The following is a 14,641-nucleotide window of genomic DNA, read 5'->3' on the forward strand; positions in this document are numbered from 1 at the left end:
ACATGTCAGCGACGCCACAACGGCACCGCCGAACCCGCCGGTTGGCCCTCACCGCCCTCGCCGTGGCCACGGCCGGCGGTGCGATGATCGCCGCCGCCCTTCCGGCCGGAGCCGCGAGTGGTGACGGGCACGGCCATGACGACGGCCGTACCGTCGACGTGCAGATGCTGTCGTTCAACGACTTCCACGGCACGCTGGAGCCCCCGCAGGGCTCCTCCGCCTACGTGAACGAGCTTCAGGCCGACGGCACCACCAAGCCCATACTCTCGGGCGGTGTCGAGTACCTCGCCACCGGTCTGCGCGAGGCCCGCAAGGGCCACAAGTACTCCGTCACCGCCGGGGCCGGCGACATGATCGGCGCCAGCCCTCTGCTGTCGGGACTCTTCCACGACGAGCCGACCGTCGAGGCGCTCAACGACCTCGACCTGGACGTGACCAGCGTCGGCAACCACGAGTTCGACGAGGGCAAGACCGAGCTGCGCCGCATGCAGTACGGCGGCTGCCACCCGGTCGAGGGCTGCTTCGAGTACGGCAAGGAGTTCGGCGGCGCCGAGTTCAAGTACCTCGCCGCGAACGTGGTGGACCAGAAGACCAAGCGTCCGATGATGAACCCCACCTACATCTGGAAGAAGGGGGACGTGAAGATCGGCTTCATCGGCGTCACCCTGGAGGGCACGCCGGACATCGTGACGGCCGACGGGGTCAAGGGCCTCACCTTCGGCGACGAGGTCGAGACGATCAACAAGTACGCCGAGGACCTGAACAGGCAGGGCGTGAAGTCGATCGTGGCCCTGATCCACGAGGGCGGGCTGCCCGCGAGCGGCGCGTACAACTACGACTGTGACGTGCCGGGTGCCGGCGCCGGTGTCTCCGGGGCCATCGTCGACATCGCGAAGAACGTCTCGCCGAAGGTCGACGCCCTGGTCACCGGGCACACGCACCAGGCGTACGCGTGCAACATCCCCGACCCGGCCGGCAATCCGCGCACGGTCACCTCGGCCGCCTCGTTCGGCCGGCTGTTCACGGAGACCACCCTCACGTACGACCGCCGGACCAAGGACATCGTCCGTACGCCGGTCACCTCGCCGCTGGTGGTCCAGAAGGTCGTCGAGCGGAAGGACGGGGCCAAGGACCTGAGCGATCTGATCAAGCGCTGGAACGCGCTGGCCGCGCCGATCGCGAACCGTCCCATCGGCTACGTGTCGGCCGAGATCGCGGGCCGCGGCTCGACGGCGTACGAGAAGCCGCTCGGTGACGTGATCGCCGACGCGCAGCTGGAGGCCCTGGCCCCGGCGGCCAAGGGCGGCGCCCAGCTCGCCGTCATGAACCCGGGCGGCATCCGTGGCGACCTCGCCTACAAGGCGGGCGGCAGCGAGGGCGACGGGGTGGTGACGTACGGCGAGTCGTACACGGTGCAGCCGTTCACGAACATGATGAACGTCGTGGACCTGACCGGCGCCCAGCTGATCACGATGCTCCAGCAGCAGGTCAGCGGCCCGGTCAACGGTCCGGCTCCGAAGATCCTGCAGATCTCCAAGGGCTTCACCTACACCCTGGACCTCACGAAGGCGGGCACCGACCGCATCGTCGTGGACTCGGTGAAGCTGAACGGTGCGCCGATCGACCAGGCCAAGACCTACCGGGTCGCGATGAACGAGTTCCTCTCGGGCGGCGGTGACGGTTTCACCGTCCTGAAGGAGCACAAGAACAAGCTGGTCGGCGCGTCCGACCTGGACGTCTTCAACGCCTACCTGACCGGCCACTCCTCGGCGGCCGCGCCGCTGGCCCCGCCGGCGGCGGACCGGATCACGATCATCAAGTAGCACCTGCTCCAGCGGAGGGGCGGCGGGCCACGGGCCTGCCGCCCCTCCGGCGTTCCCGGGGGCCGGCAGCGTCCTACAGCGGGGCCAGGAAGCCGCGTACGGCCTCCGCGAGACCCTTCGGGTCCTGGAAGGGCACGAAGTGCTCGGTGTCCAGGCCCGCGTACGAGGTCCCGGGGCGCCGGGCGACCATCGCGTCGGCCAGTTCCCGGGAGAGCACGTCGCTGCGCAGCCCGTGCACGAGCAGCGCCGGGCAGCCGCTCGCGAGCCAGACGTCCCAGCGCGAGCTCTCGTCCCCGGCGAGGGTGGCCAGGGTGGCCGCGGGGTCGAAGGGCAGCCGCCAGCCGGTGTCGTCCGGCAGCGGGCGCAGGAAGGGGCCGATCCCCTCGGCGAGCGGGCCGAGGGCGGCGAGGAGTTCCTCGCGGGTGGGCGCGGTGTACGGGAGGTCGTGCAGGAAGTCCCAGAAGGACGGGCCGTCCTGGCGCGGGCTCTCGACCGGGGCGTCGACGTTGATCAGGGCGGAGACCAGGTCGGGCCGGGCGGCGGCCAGGTGGTAGGCGTTGATCCCGCCGAGGGAGAAACCGAGGACGGGTACGGGGCCGCCGGGTGCGAGGTGTTCCAGCAGGGCGGCGGCGTCGGCGGCGTAGCCCGCGCGGCCGTACTCGGCGGCGAGGCCGGAGTCGCCGTGCCCGCGCTGGTCGGGGGCGATGACCCGCCACTGCTCGCCGAGGTCGGCGGCGAGGGCGGTGAAGTGGGCGCCTTCGGAGAGCCCGCCGTGCAGGGCGAGCAGCGGGCGGCCGGGGCCGCCGAAGTCCAGGTAGGACAGCGTGCGGTCGTCGATCTTCAGCTCGTGGCGCGTGGCGTTGCTCATGGCGTCGGTCATGGCGTTGCTCTCCCCGTGTGTGCTGGTCGGTGGGCCTGGGTTCAGCCTGCCAGGATTTGGGCACTCGCGCAATACGATCGTTTAGCGCGCTTGCCCAAACCCTGGGCGCGGATACGATCCCGGCATGGGAAATCGCGAGGACCTGCTGGCCGGAGCCCGGCGCTGCCTGGAGGAGAAGGGCTACCTCCGGACGACCGTGCGCGACATCGCCTCGGCGGCGCAGGTGAGCATGGCCGCGATCGGCTACCACTTCGGCACCCGCGAGGTGCTGCTCAACCAGGCGCTGTTCGCCGCCATGGACGAGTGGGCCGCGGGGTCGGGCCGGCTCGCCGGGCAGGGCGACACCGCGCGGGAGCGCTACGCCGACACCTGGGACCGCAAGATCCGGGACTTCGGCGAGATGCGCTGGCTCTGGACCGCCTCCGTCGAGGCCTTCGTGCACGCGCAGTCCTCACCGGAGCTCCTCGCGGTGCTGGCGGAGGGGCAGCGGCAGAACCGGCGCATGGTGGCCGCGCACTTGCGCGGGGTCCCCGTCGAGGAGGTCGCGGAGGAGGACGTACGGAGCCTCGGATCGGTGCACATCGCGCTGCTGAGCGGGGTCATGGTGCAGGTCCTGACCGACCCGGAGCAGGCGCCGGACGGCCGTTCGCTCGCCCAAGGGCTGCGCCTGATGGCGGAGTTGCTCGAAAACTGACGCTACCCGTGGGTAGTAATGCATGGCTCCGCACGCCATAATCCGGGCCACCACTGGGTCGGCAAAGGGGCGGGCATGGGCGTGGGCACGGGCGTGGGCACGGAAGCGGGAACGGGAACGGAAGCGGGAACGGGAACGGGAACGGTCGTGCCCACGGGGCTGCGCCGGCGCAGCTTCCTGGCCGGGGCGGCGGCCCTGGGCGCCACCGGCGTCGCCGCCGGGCTCGGCGCGGCCCCGGCGACCGCCGCGGGACTCTCCACCCAGGACTGGATGAGCGGGCTCGGCGACTCCACCCCCCTCCAGCGGATGACCATCCCCGGCACCCACGACTCGGGCGCCACGAAGGGCGGGCTCTACGTCGCCTGCCAGAACACCTCGATCGCGCAGCAGCTCGACTCCGGGATCCGCTTCCTCGACGTCCGCTGCCGGGTGACCGGCGGCTCCTTCGCGATCCACCACGCCGCGTACTACCAGAACCTGATGTTCGGCGACGTCCTCGTCGCCTGCTGGAACTTCCTCGCCGCGCACCCCTCCGAGACCGTGCTGATGCGGCTCAAGCAGGAGTACTCCGAGGAGAGCGACGCCACCTTCCGCGCCGTCTTCGACGACTACCTGAACAACCGGGGCTGGAGCCCCCTGTTCAAGGTCGCGGACTCGCTGCCCGCCCTCGGCCAGGTCCGCGGCAAGGTGCTGCTGCTCCCCGACAACGGCGGTCTGCCCGGCGGCCTGCGCTACGGCGACGGCAACGTCTTCGACATCCAGGACGACTACATGGCCGAGCCCTTCGCCAAACGGGGCAAGATCGAGAACCAGTTCCGCAAGGCCGCCGCCCAGCCCGGCAAGTTCTTCATGAACTACACCAGCACGGCCGCGGCCCTGCCGCCCCGCTGGAACTCCGACCGGCTCAACCCGCAGGTGCACGCCTTCGTCGACGGCTCGGAGCTGGCCGGCCGGACCGGGCTCGGGATCGTCCCCATGGACTTCCCGAACACCCGCTCCGGCCTGGTCGCCTCACTGATCCGGCACAACTGACGCCTGAGCGGGCGCGGGCGGCGGAGTCGGGGCGCCCGGGATGCGGAGCACCGCCTCCGTCCCCGGGCCGCCGTCCGCCGGGGCGCGCAGCGCGGCCGTACCGCCCGCGCGCTGCACCGTACGGGCCACGATCGACAGGCCCAGGCCGCTGCCGGGCAGGGCCCGGGCGGACGGGGAGCGCCAGAAGCGCTCGAAGACGTGCGGGAGGTCCTCGGCCGGGATGCCGGGGCCGCGGTCCCGTACGGTCAGCTCGCCCGCGCGCAGCGACACGGTGACGGTGCTGCCCGGCGGGCTGAACTTCACCGCGTTGTCGAGGACGTTGACCACCGCCCGCTCCAGGGCGGCCGCCTCCCCGCGTACGTACCAGGGCGCCAGGTCCGAGTCGAACTCCAGCTCCGGGCCGCGCAGTCGGGCCCGGGACAGCGCCGTGCCCGCGATCTCGTGCAGGGCCACCACCCCGAGCGGGCCGGGGGCGGCCGCGTCCGGGCGGGACAGCTCCTGCAAGTCACCGATCAGCGAGGCCAGTTCCGTCATCTGCGCCTTGACCGAGGCCAGCAGCTCCTTGCGGTCCTCCGGCGGGATGGCCCGGCCGGTCTCCTCGCTGCGCGCCAGCAGCTCGATGTTGGTGCGCAGCGAGGTGAGCGGGGTGCGCAGCTCGTGCCCGGCGTCCGCGATCAGCTGGGCCTGGCGCTCCTGGGAGGAGGCGAGCGCGGCCGTCATGGAGTTGAAGGACCGCGACAGGCGGGCGATCTCGTCGTCGCCCTCGTCGGGGATGCGGACGGTGAGGTCCTCGGTGCGGGCGATGTGCTCGACGGCGCCGGTCAGCTCGTCGACCGGGCGCAGCCCCGTACGGGCCACCCAGAGGCCGGCCACGCCCGCGCCGAGGACGCCGACGCCGGAGACGAAGACGAGGACCCAGGCCAGGGTGGACAGGGGCTTCTCGATGTCGGCCAGCGGCTTGGCGATGGAGATGGCGAAGACCTGACCGGTGGCAGGGGTCGTCACCGGCAGCGTGTACACGCGCATGCCGATGCCGTCGGTGGTCGTCACGTCGTGCAGGGTCTTGTCCCGCTTGCCCGCCGCGATCTCCTTGTCGGTCCCGGTGACGGGCAGGGTGGCCGGCCCGCTCACCCAGCAGTGGGTGCCGTCGGCGAGGACGATCTGGACGGTCGCGTTCAGCGTCCCGGCGATCTGCGAGGTGCCGGGCTGGGGAGGCCCGGTCAGACACCGTTCCCGCTGGATGGTCTGGCCCACCTCGGCGCTGACGTTCGTCGCCATCAGGGAACGGTCGAGCTGGTCGCTCAGCTGCTGGCGCACCATCACCCAGGACACCGCGGCGACCGCCGCGACGGCGAGCGCGACCGCGACGGTGACCAGCAGGGCCAGGCGCGAGCGGAGCGGGAGGGCGCGGAATCTGGCGGTGGGGCTCACTCCGGACCGCCGGAGTGGTCTCCGGCCCCGGCGGCGCGCAGCACGTAGCCCACCCCGCGGACGGTGTGGACCAGGCGGGACTCGCCCCCGGCCTCGGTCTTGCGGCGCAGGTACATCACGTACACGTCCAGAGAGTTGGAGCTGGGCTCGAAGTCGAAGCCCCATACGGTCTTGAGGATCTGCTCGCGGGTCAGGACCTGGCGCGGGTGCGCGAGGAACATCTCCAGCAGGGTGAACTCGGTACGGGTCAGCTCCACCGGGCGGCCGGCGCGGGTGACCTCGCGGGTGGCGAGGTCCATGCGCAGGTCGCCGAAGGTCAGGGCGTCGGCGTCGCCGGGCCCGGCCTCCCCGGGGGAGGGGGCGGCGTAGGAGCTGCGGCGCAGCAGGGCGCGGACCCGGGCGAACAGCTCGTCGAGCTCGAAGGGCTTGACCAGGTAGTCGTCGGCGCCCGCGTCGAGGCCGGTGACGCGGTCGCCGACCGTGTCGCGGGCGGTCAGCATCAGGACCGGGGTGGTGCTGCCGGCGGCGCGCAGCCGGCGGGCGGCGGTCAGTCCGTCCATCCGCGGCATCTGGATGTCCAGGATGATCAGGTCGGGGGCGTACGCGCCCGCCTTGTCGAGGGCGTCGAGCCCGTCGACGGCGGTCTGCGTGCCGTACCCCTCGAAGGCCAGGCTGCGGCGCAGGGCCTCGCGTACGGCCGGTTCGTCGTCGACGACGAGGATGCGCTGCTGGTCGCCTTCGGCGCTCATACGGGGTCCCCCCAGGTGGTGGTCGGTCTCCTACCAGGCTCGCACGGGCGGGCGGGAAGTCGGGCTAGAAGGAGGTCCCGAACCCGTTCGCGGTGCTGCCGGTGCCGCTGTCGGCGCTGTTGCCCGCGCCACCGGGGCCGCCCTTGCGCAGGGAGGGGAGGTCGGCCTTGACGGTGTTGACGGGGATGGCGAAGCCGAGACCGACGCTGCCGGCGGAGCCGCTGCCGCTGGAGGGGGAGTAGATCGCGGAGGGCATGCCCACGATCTCGCCGTTCATGTTGACCAGGGCGCCGCCGGAGTTGCCCGGGTTGAGGGAGGCGTCCGTCTGGATGGCCTTGTACGAGGTGGTGTCCGAGCCGGTGTTCCCGTTGAACTGCCGGCCCCCGTAGGAGAAGGGGAAGCCGTCCTCGGGGGACTGCTGCTGCTCCGACTTGGGGACGTTCACCTCGCGGTCGAGCGCGGAGACGATGCCGCTGGTGACCGTGCCGGTGAGGCGGTCGGGGGAGCCGATGGCGACGACCTCGTCGCCGACCTTGATGGTGTCGGAGTTGCCGAGGTTCGCGGGCTTGAGGCCGCTCGCGCCCTGCAGCTTGATGAGGGCGAGGTCCTTGTCCGGGTCCGTGCCGACGATCTTCGCGCTGTACTTCTTGCCGTCGCTCATCGTGACCTGGACCTGGCTCGCGCCGTCGATCACGTGGTTGTTGGTGACGATCTCGCCGTCGGCGGTGATCACGATGCCGGAGCCGGTGCCCTGGCCGGAGCCGGTGCGGGTGTCGATGCGGACGACGGAGGGGCTGACGTTCTCGGCGACGCCGGAGACGGTGCCGTTGCTCGACTGGGAGATGGTGCTGCCGTTGACGCCGGTGCCGGTGCCGTTCGTCTTGTTCAGCATCTGCTGGACCGCGGCGGCGGTTCCGCCGCCGACGACGGCGGCCGCGAGGGCCACCGCGGCGAGGAGGGCGACCGGGCGCTTGGCCCGGGCGTGGCCCTGGCCCTGGCCCTGCGGTGCGGGGGCCGCCGGGGCGGCCTCGCCCCAGGTGGCCCAGCCGGCGCCGTTGCCGCTGCCGTTGCCGCCCGTCTGAGGAACGGTCTCGCCCTGGAGGACGGGGGGCTGGTGGGCCTCGTGCCAGCCCGGGGCCGGGGCGGCCGGGGGGTAGGACGGCGGCGGCGGGTACGCGCCCGCGGCGTCCTGAGCGAACCCATCTCCACCGCGCTGCGGCTGGGGGCGGTTCTCCTGGGGGTACTCGCCTTCGCGGCGGATGTTCTCGGTCATGACTATGACTCTGTCCGCGCATCATGAGAGCTTCCTGAGTCCCGGCTGAGAAGCCCGACAGAACCGTGTATGCCCGATATAAGGGCGGGGGCCGGCCCGGCCCGGTGGTCCCCCGGGTGCGGGTGGGTGGGCCCTGCGGGGCAAGGTCCCCTACCCGCCCTTCCACCGTTCCCCGGGCGTTGCCCGGACCCCGCTCCGCCCGCAGGGCAATTCCAGCCCCGCCGGCGTCTGAGGCGCGCGGTCTGGGGCGGAGCCCCAGGAGGGGTCCGGGCGCAGCCCGGGGAACGGGCGAAGGGCGGGTAGGGGAACTCCGCCCCGCAGGGCCCGCCCACCCGCACCCGCCCACCGACCCCGGGCCGGGACGGCAGTGGCGCATGCACCGCCCGGCCACCGTCGGACGGAGTCCGGCGCAGCGGGGCGAGGCCCGCGCAGCGGTGCGAGCTCCGCGTCAAAAAAGGGGCTCAGCGGCAGCCGCAGGAGCGGCGGATGACCAGGGCCGAGGGGAACTGCTTCAGGCGTTCGCGGCGCGACCCCGCCACCCGCAGGGCGTCGTCCAGGACGAGGTCCACCGCCGCGCGGGCCATCGCCGGCCGGTCCGAGGCGACCGTGGTCAGCGGCGGGTCCGTGAGGGCCGCCTCCTTCACGTCGTCGAAGCCGGCGACCGCGAGCTGCTCGGGGACGTCGATGCGCAGCTCCCGCGCGGCCCGCAGCACACCGATCGCCTGGTCGTCCGTGGCGCAGAAGATCGCCGTCGGCCGGTCGGGCTTGGCCAGGACCTCCAGGGCGACCTTGTACGCGTCGTAGCGGTTGTACGGGGCTTCGATGATCCGGCCCTCGGTCGAGCGGCCCGATTCCTGCATGGCCCGGCGCCAGCCCTCGACGTGGTCGGCCACCGGGTCGCCCACGGACGGGGTGTTCTCGATGCCGCCGATGCAGGCGACGTACTCGTGCCCGTGTTCCAGGAGGTGGCGGGTGGCGAGCTGGGCGCCGCCGATGTCGTCCGTGACGACGGCGACGTCGTCGATGGCCTCGGGGCGCTCGTGGAGGAGGACGACCCGGGCGTCCCAGGCCTCGATCTCGGACGCGGCCTGCTCGCTCATGCCCTGGCTGACCAGGATCAGTCCGGAGACCCGCATCCCGAGGAAGGCCCGCAGATAGTGGACCTCGCGCTCGGTGCGGTAGTCGGAGTTCCCGACCAGCACCATCTTTCCGCGCTCGGCGGCGGCCTGCTCGACCGCGTGCGCCATCTCCGCGAAGAACGGCTGACGGGCATCGGGGACGATCATGCCTATGAGGTCGGTGCGCCGTGAGGCCATCGCCTGGGCGACCCGGTCCGGGCGGTAGCCCAGGTCCTTGATCGCGGCGAGGACACGCTCGCGCGTGGCCGGGGCAACCGGCCTGGGTCCGTTGTTGATCACGTAGCTCACGACGGCGGTAGAGGTACCCGCAAGTCGTGCCACGTCATCCCGCGTCACCTTGGCCACGCGCGGAAGTCTACGCGGGGTGACCTACCTCTGGGCAGGGCGTCCGGAGGAGGTCATTCCCACAGCTTCCCGCGCGCTCCCTAGTCCATCCGGGTGAGCGCCGCGGCTGCCCGCGCGGAGGCCTCGGCCGCCGCCTTCGTCGCCGCCTGCGCGGCCGCTTCCGCCGCCGCCCGTTCCACCTTCTCCGGGGTGACGAAGCGGTACCCGACGTTGCGGACGGTACCGATCAGCGACTCGTGCTCGGGCCCGAGTTTCGCGCGCAGACGCCGTACGTGCACGTCGACGGTGCGGGTGCCGCCGAAGTAGTCGTAGCCCCACACCTCCTGGAGGAGCTGCGCACGGGTGAAGACCCGGCCCGGGTGCTGGGCGAGGTACTTGAGGAGCTCGAACTCCTTGAAGGTCAGGTCCAGGACCCGGCCCTTCAGCTTCGCCGAGTACGTCGCCTCGTCGACCGACAGGTCGCCGTTGCGGATCTCCATCGGGGAGTCGTCCGAGCCGAGCTGCTGGCGGCCGGTGGCGAGGCGCAGCCGCGCTTCGACCTCGGCCGGTCCCGCGGTGTCGAGGAGGACGTCGTCGATGCCCCAGTCGGCGGTGACGGCCGCGAGGCCGCCCTCGGTGACCACGAGGATCAGCGGACAGCCGGGCCCCGTGGAGCGCAGCAGCTGGCACAGCGACCTGACCTGGGGCAGGTCGCGGCGGCCGTCGACGAGGATCACGTCGGCGCCCGGGGTGTCCACGAGGGCGGGGCCCTCGGCGGGCGCCACCCGGACGCTGTGGAGCAGCAGGCCGAGGGCCGGCAGGACCTCGGTCGAGGGCTGCAGGGCATTGGTCAGGAGCAGGAGTGAGCTCATGCCCGACCACCTGCCCGGGTCGGGCGGAAGTACTGCTGGTGTGCGTGCGCAGGTGCGTGCGCCTGTACCTCTGCCCGCACCTGCACTTGCACGACGGTTCGCTGGTCCATCACGTCGGTTCCTCCTCGGTCCCGTCGAGGACTTTCGCGGCACTGCTTCGTACGACTTGCCGGTGTCCGCCCGGTCCCCGCGCCCTGAGGCCCGGAGGGACACCACTGTTCTCGGTCCGTTCAACGTGCTGAAAGCACAAAAGGACCCGGGGGCTACGTTGCCCGGATCCTCTCGGCAGCAGAATAGCCCACCCGCCCCGGCGGGGCCGAGGCTTCTACGCCTTCCACTTCTGTGGTTCCCACCACCCCCCGGGCCCGCATATGCGCCGGTTTCACCGGATCGGTGGACCCGGTGCGGGCCGCCTGGGCGCACACGGGGCGCGTGGAGGCACGCCGGGATCGGGGGCGGGAGGGGTCATGATGGAGGCCGACGGCAGAGCGCCGACGAGAGGAGCGTGCAGTGGCAACCGGAACCATCCGCTACTGGGCGGCGGCGAAGGCCGCGGCCAAGACGGCGGAGGAGCCGTACTCGGCGCGGACACTGGCCGAGGCGCTCGAAGACGTGCGGGAACGCCACCCCGGGGAGCTGACCCGGGTCCTGCTGCGCTGCTCCTTCCTCGTGAACGAAGAGCCCGTGGGCAAGCGCCCGCACGATTCCGTCGAGCTGACCGAGGGGGGCACCGTCGAGGTGCTCCCGCCGTTCGCGGGCGGGTGAGCGGAGCCCGATGACTACACCGAGCACGCCCGAGGAACAGCAGCAGCAGTACCTCCAGCAACAGCAACAGCAGCAACAGCAGCAGGAAGTGCAGCCCGATCCCGATCCGTACGGGACCCAGACCTGGCAGTCCCCGACGTGGGACACCTCGTACCAGCCGGTCGTGGCCCCGCTGGACGGCGTACCGGCGCAGTACCCGGTCGCCCCGGAGGGCTGGTTCCCGGAGGAGCCGCAGGTCCAGGCGCAGGCGCCCGTCCCCGGTCAGGAGTGGGGGCAGCCGCAGGCGTACGCGGACCCGTACGCGGACCCGTACGCGGACAGCTACGCGGCGCCGGCCCCCTACCCGCAGACCTCGGCCCCGGACCACTGGTTCCGCGAGGAGGCGCAGGCCCAGCAGGCTCCGGTCCCGCAAGGCCCGCAGGTCCCGCAAGGCCCGCAGGTCCCGCAGGACTCGCAGGCCCAGGCCGAGCCGCAGCAGCCGTGGGGGGAGACGGCCCACCCGGCGTCCTACCCCGGCCCGTCCGACCCGTACGACCCGTACCTCCCGCAGCAGGCGGCCGAGGCCCCGGGCGGGGCCGCCGGGGCTCCCGCCGCGGACCCGGTGCCCGACGGGGCGGGCGAGGAGGAGCCCGCCTGGTCGCCGCCCACCCTCGCCGGCAACACGCTGCGCGCCGTGGACCCGGCCCAGGCCCGCGCCGAAGGCCGCTCGCCGATCATCGATCCCGGCCCGCAGGCGGCCATACTGACGGCCGCCCTCGGGCTGGTCCTCGCCGCCGCCGCGGCGCTGAGCGAGTACGCGCTGCTCGCGCCGCTGATCGCCCTCCAGGGCCTCACCGCGGCGGGCTGGTTCCGGCTCAACGGGATGTGGCCGGCCCGTCAGGGCATCGCCCTGGCCTTCGCCGGGGCGGTCGTCGCCGATGCCGCCGTGCTCGCGGTCGAGGAGCCGTACGGCCCCGGCGCGATCGTCGGCACCCTCGGTGCCTGGGTGCTGCTGACGCTGGTGCTCCAGCTGCGCAGCCACGCCGAGCCGGACGAGCGGATGTACGGGCTGATGGCCTCGGTGGCCTCGGCCGCGCTGGCCATCGTCTGCGCCGGCTACCTCGCCGCCGACTCCGCCGCCGCGAGCGTGGGCGCCGCCGCCGTGGCGGTGGCCGTCTTCGCCCGGGCGCTCCCGCTGCCCACCGCGCCCTCGGTCGGCGTCTCGCTGGCCGCCGCGGCCGGTGCGGGCATCGCCGTGGGCGGGCTGACGTCCGTCGGAGCGGGCGGCGCGCTGATCGGCCTGGCGGCCGGGGTGTGCGCGCTGATCGGGCTGCGCGTGGCGGCGTACGACTACCCGTCGAAGTTCGTCCACATGACGGCCGGTGTCGCGCTGCCGCTGGCCGCGGCGGCCCCGGCGGTCTACCTGATCGGCAGGGTGGTGGGCTGAGGGCCGGAGCCCCCCCCCGCATCGCCCTCCACGACGCCCGCCCCGCCTGCCCGGGGGCGGGCGTCCGCGCACCGCCTCGCACCGCCTGTCACCCCACCTCACACCCCGTCATCTCACAGCGCCCTCACGGCCGGACATGGTCCACTGGGCCGTCGTACCAATCGTCTGGGGGTGGGCACGTGCGTGTCCTGCGTGTCGTTGTGATCATCGGAGTGGTCCTCGGCGGCCTGTTCGCCGGGCTGGACCGCTGGGCGGCCGGCTACGCCGAGGACCGCATCGCGGAGCGGATCCAGGCCCGGCAGGGCCTGTCCGGGGTGGAGGTGGACATCCAGGGGTTCCCGTTCCTGACCCAGGCGCTCTCCCGCGACCTCGACGAGGTCGACCTGAAGGTGGCCGGGGCCGACGTGGCGACCGCGGAGGGCCGTACGACCCACGTGTCCCGGCTGCGGGTCGCCTTCAGCGGCGTGGAGCTGAACGGCGATTACAGCGGCGGCACCGCCCGCTCCGCCAAGGGCTCGGCCCTCGTCACGTACGCCGACCTGACCGCGGCCGCCCAGCCCGGGGTGACGGTCGCCTACGGCGGGGCGCCGGGCAAGGTGAAGGTCACCGCGCGCGTGGAGTTCCTCGGCCGCACCCTCAGCCGCAGCGTGGTCTCGACGGTCTCCCTGGTCGACGCCGGCGGGGGCAAGGGCGGCAAGACCGTCCGGGTCCGCGCCGACGAGGTGCCGGGCGAGGGGCTCCCCGGCATCGAGACCGTGGTCCGCAGGAAGACCGACTTCGACCGGCGGATCGACGAGGGTCTGCCCTCGGGGGTCCAGCTGACGGCGCTCACCTCGGACGCGTCGGGCGTGATGCTCACCCTGGGCGGCAGGAATCTGGCGCTGGCCGGATAGTGGCCGGATGCTGAGACGCGTGGGTCCGATCCGCAGATGGGAGGGCCGTACAGGGCCGCGCACGCCCCGTACGGGACGTCCGCGAGCCCTGTCATCCCACTATACGGACGATCCTGTCTCGGAATATGACACGGCGGTGACAGGGCGGCCGATTCGTCCCTACGATCCATGGCTATGAAGCATCAGCAGGCGGACCTCACGAAGCGGCGGGCAGTAGACCTGTGTCGCGTCGCCGCCATGCTCTGTCGATCCATGTGACGTGTGAGCGCATCCCGCTCCACAGCCGGACGACGGCCTTCCGCTTTCTCTTTTCCGTGCGACCACCTCCGCCTCCCGCCCTCCTGAAGCCTCCCCGCAACAGGATCCGCCGGGGGCGCCCCCCAGCGGTAGCCGGGGGAACACCCGGACGCACGCACCCCGCACCACCAGCACCACCCCGCCGCACACTGCCCCGGAGGAGAACATCATGAGCCGCAGCGACGTCCTCGTAGACGCCGACTGGGTCGAGGCCCACCTGAACGACGCGAACGTCGTCATCGTCGAGGTGGACGAGGACACGTCCGCGTACGACAAGAACCACATCACCAACGCCGTCCGGATCGACTGGAAGAGCGACCTCCAGGACCCGGTCCGCCGCGACTTCGTGGACCAGGAGGGCTTCGAGAAGCTCCTCTCCGCCAAGGGCATCTCCAACGACGACACCGTCGTCCTCTACGGCGGCAACAACAACTGGTTCGCGTCCTACGCCTACTGGTACTTCAAGCTCTACGGCCACCAGGACGTCCGCCTGCTCGACGGCGGCCGCAAGAAGTGGGAGCTCGACTCCCGCGACCTGGTCGACGGCGCCGAGGTCCCCAACCGTCCGGCCACCGAGTACAAGGCCAAGGCCCAGGACACCTCGATCCGCGCCTTCCGTGACGACGCGGTCGCCGCGATCGGCACCAAGAACCTGGTCGACGTCCGCTCCCCCGACGAGTTCTCGGGCAAGCTGCTCGCGCCGGCGCACCTCCCGCAGGAGCAGTCGCAGCGCCCGGGTCACATCCCGAGCGCCCGCAACATCCCGTGGTCGAAGAACGCCAACGACGACGGCACCTTCAAGTCCGACGAGGAGCTCACCGCCCTCTACCAGGCCGAGCAGGTCGACCTGGCGAAGGACACCATCGCCTACTGCCGCATCGGTGAGCGCTCCGCGCTCACCTGGTTCGTGCTGCACGAGCTCCTGGGCCAGGAGAACGTCAAGAACTACGACGGTTCGTGGACCGAGTACGGCTCGCTGGTCGGCGTGCCGATCGAGCTCGGCGCCAACAAGTAGGTCCGGGCGACAAGCCTGCCGGGCACGC

The 14,641-nt window shown here is 72.3% G+C and carries 14 protein-coding genes; 8 read left to right on the forward strand and 6 right to left on the reverse strand.

Annotated features, from left to right (window positions below; translation table 11 throughout):
* Positions 1 to 2: 2 nt before the first annotated feature.
* Positions 3 to 1,823, forward strand: a complete 1,821-nt coding sequence (locus tag ACWCP2_RS18130) for a bifunctional metallophosphatase/5'-nucleotidase (protein WP_450909578.1) — start codon at positions 3 to 5, stop codon at positions 1,821 to 1,823.
* Positions 1,824 to 1,896: 73 nt separating this feature from the next.
* Here the strand turns inward: ACWCP2_RS18130 and ACWCP2_RS18135 are convergent, their stop codons facing one another.
* Positions 1,897 to 2,703 carry an alpha/beta fold hydrolase gene (locus ACWCP2_RS18135; RefSeq protein ID WP_450909579.1) on the reverse strand — a complete coding sequence of 269 codons (807 nt, stop codon included), beginning with the start codon at positions 2,701 to 2,703 and terminating at the stop codon, positions 1,897 to 1,899.
* A gap of 124 nt (positions 2,704 to 2,827) precedes the next feature.
* Here ACWCP2_RS18135 and ACWCP2_RS18140 point away from each other — a divergent pair, with 124 nt between their 5' ends.
* A complete protein-coding gene (locus ACWCP2_RS18140) occupies positions 2,828 to 3,397 on the forward strand; it encodes a TetR/AcrR family transcriptional regulator (RefSeq protein WP_450909580.1) in 570 nt (189 codons plus the stop codon).
* 147 nt (positions 3,398 to 3,544) lie between these two features.
* Complete coding sequence (locus tag ACWCP2_RS18145; RefSeq protein ID WP_450909581.1) at positions 3,545 to 4,429, forward strand: phosphatidylinositol-specific phospholipase C; 885 nt, start codon at positions 3,545 to 3,547, stop codon at positions 4,427 to 4,429.
* Here ACWCP2_RS18145 and ACWCP2_RS18150 read toward each other — a convergent pair.
* The 5 genes from ACWCP2_RS18150 to ACWCP2_RS18170 all read right to left on the reverse strand — a co-directional run bounded on the left by ACWCP2_RS18150 (position 4,409) and on the right by ACWCP2_RS18170 (position 10,217).
* On the reverse strand, positions 4,409 to 5,860 hold the full coding sequence (locus ACWCP2_RS18150) for a sensor histidine kinase (protein WP_450909582.1): 1,452 nt from the start codon (positions 5,858 to 5,860) through the stop codon (positions 4,409 to 4,411). The genes ACWCP2_RS18145 and ACWCP2_RS18150 overlap by 21 nt on opposite strands.
* On the reverse strand, positions 5,857 to 6,609 hold the full coding sequence (locus ACWCP2_RS18155) for a response regulator transcription factor (RefSeq protein WP_450909583.1): 753 nt from the start codon (positions 6,607 to 6,609) through the stop codon (positions 5,857 to 5,859). The genes ACWCP2_RS18150 and ACWCP2_RS18155 overlap by 4 nt, the downstream gene beginning before the upstream one ends.
* A 64-nt stretch (positions 6,610 to 6,673) precedes the next feature.
* Positions 6,674 to 7,882: a S1C family serine protease gene (locus tag ACWCP2_RS18160; protein WP_450909584.1), complete on the reverse strand. Its 1,209-nt coding sequence runs from the start codon at positions 7,880 to 7,882 to the stop codon at positions 6,674 to 6,676.
* 461 nt (positions 7,883 to 8,343) lie between these two features.
* Positions 8,344 to 9,366, reverse strand: coding sequence for a LacI family DNA-binding transcriptional regulator (locus tag ACWCP2_RS18165; RefSeq protein ID WP_383950760.1), 1,023 nt, complete (start codon positions 9,364 to 9,366; stop codon positions 8,344 to 8,346).
* An 80-nt stretch (positions 9,367 to 9,446) separates the two neighbouring features.
* The gene (locus tag ACWCP2_RS18170) at positions 9,447 to 10,217 is read right to left on the reverse strand and encodes a response regulator transcription factor (protein WP_243339450.1); all 771 of its coding nucleotides are present in this window, start codon (positions 10,215 to 10,217) and stop codon (positions 9,447 to 9,449) included.
* Between the two features lie 510 nt (positions 10,218 to 10,727).
* On the opposite strand from ACWCP2_RS18170, the gene ACWCP2_RS18175 reads away from it, so the two are divergent.
* The 5 genes from ACWCP2_RS18175 (at position 10,728) to ACWCP2_RS18195 (ending at position 14,613) form a co-directional block, all read left to right on the forward strand.
* Complete coding sequence (locus ACWCP2_RS18175; RefSeq protein WP_450909585.1) at positions 10,728 to 10,982, forward strand: MoaD/ThiS family protein; 255 nt, start codon at positions 10,728 to 10,730, stop codon at positions 10,980 to 10,982.
* Positions 10,983 to 10,992: 10 nt separating this feature from the next.
* Complete coding sequence (locus tag ACWCP2_RS18180; RefSeq protein WP_450909586.1) at positions 10,993 to 12,408, forward strand: hypothetical protein; 1,416 nt, start codon at positions 10,993 to 10,995, stop codon at positions 12,406 to 12,408.
* A gap of 179 nt (positions 12,409 to 12,587) precedes the next feature.
* Positions 12,588 to 13,301, forward strand: a complete 714-nt coding sequence (locus tag ACWCP2_RS18185) for an LmeA family phospholipid-binding protein (RefSeq protein ID WP_450909587.1) — start codon at positions 12,588 to 12,590, stop codon at positions 13,299 to 13,301.
* A gap of 174 nt (positions 13,302 to 13,475) precedes the next feature.
* A complete protein-coding gene (locus ACWCP2_RS18190) occupies positions 13,476 to 13,559 on the forward strand; it encodes a putative leader peptide (protein ID WP_350206375.1) in 84 nt (27 codons plus the stop codon).
* A 208-nt stretch (positions 13,560 to 13,767) separates the two neighbouring features.
* Positions 13,768 to 14,613: a sulfurtransferase gene (locus tag ACWCP2_RS18195; RefSeq protein WP_450909588.1), complete on the forward strand. Its 846-nt coding sequence runs from the start codon at positions 13,768 to 13,770 to the stop codon at positions 14,611 to 14,613.
* Positions 14,614 to 14,641 lie beyond the last annotated feature (28 nt).

This window comes from Streptomyces sp. NPDC002104 (assembly GCF_053593795.1).

Bases quoted from the DNA above. Each gene is read 5' to 3' on its own strand.
- ACWCP2_RS18180 (WP_450909586.1), top strand. From the start codon at position 10,993: ATGACTACACCGAGCACGCCCGAGGAACAGCAGCAGCAGTACCTCCAG.
- ACWCP2_RS18195 (WP_450909588.1), top strand. From the start codon at position 13,768: ATGAGCCGCAGCGACGTCCTCGTAGACGCCGACTGGGTCGAGGCCCAC.
- ACWCP2_RS18170 (WP_243339450.1), bottom strand. From the start codon at position 10,217: ATGAGCTCACTCCTGCTCCTGACCAATGCCCTGCAGCCCTCGACCGAG.
- ACWCP2_RS18160 (WP_450909584.1), bottom strand. From the start codon at position 7,882: ATGACCGAGAACATCCGCCGCGAAGGCGAGTACCCCCAGGAGAACCGC.
- ACWCP2_RS18130 (WP_450909578.1), top strand. From the start codon at position 3: ATGTCAGCGACGCCACAACGGCACCGCCGAACCCGCCGGTTGGCCCTC.
- ACWCP2_RS18140 (WP_450909580.1), top strand. From the start codon at position 2,828: ATGGGAAATCGCGAGGACCTGCTGGCCGGAGCCCGGCGCTGCCTGGAG.
- ACWCP2_RS18155 (WP_450909583.1), bottom strand. From the start codon at position 6,609: ATGAGCGCCGAAGGCGACCAGCAGCGCATCCTCGTCGTCGACGACGAA.
- ACWCP2_RS18135 (WP_450909579.1), bottom strand. From the start codon at position 2,703: ATGACCGACGCCATGAGCAACGCCACGCGCCACGAGCTGAAGATCGAC.
- ACWCP2_RS18190 (WP_350206375.1), top strand. From the start codon at position 13,476: ATGAAGCATCAGCAGGCGGACCTCACGAAGCGGCGGGCAGTAGACCTG.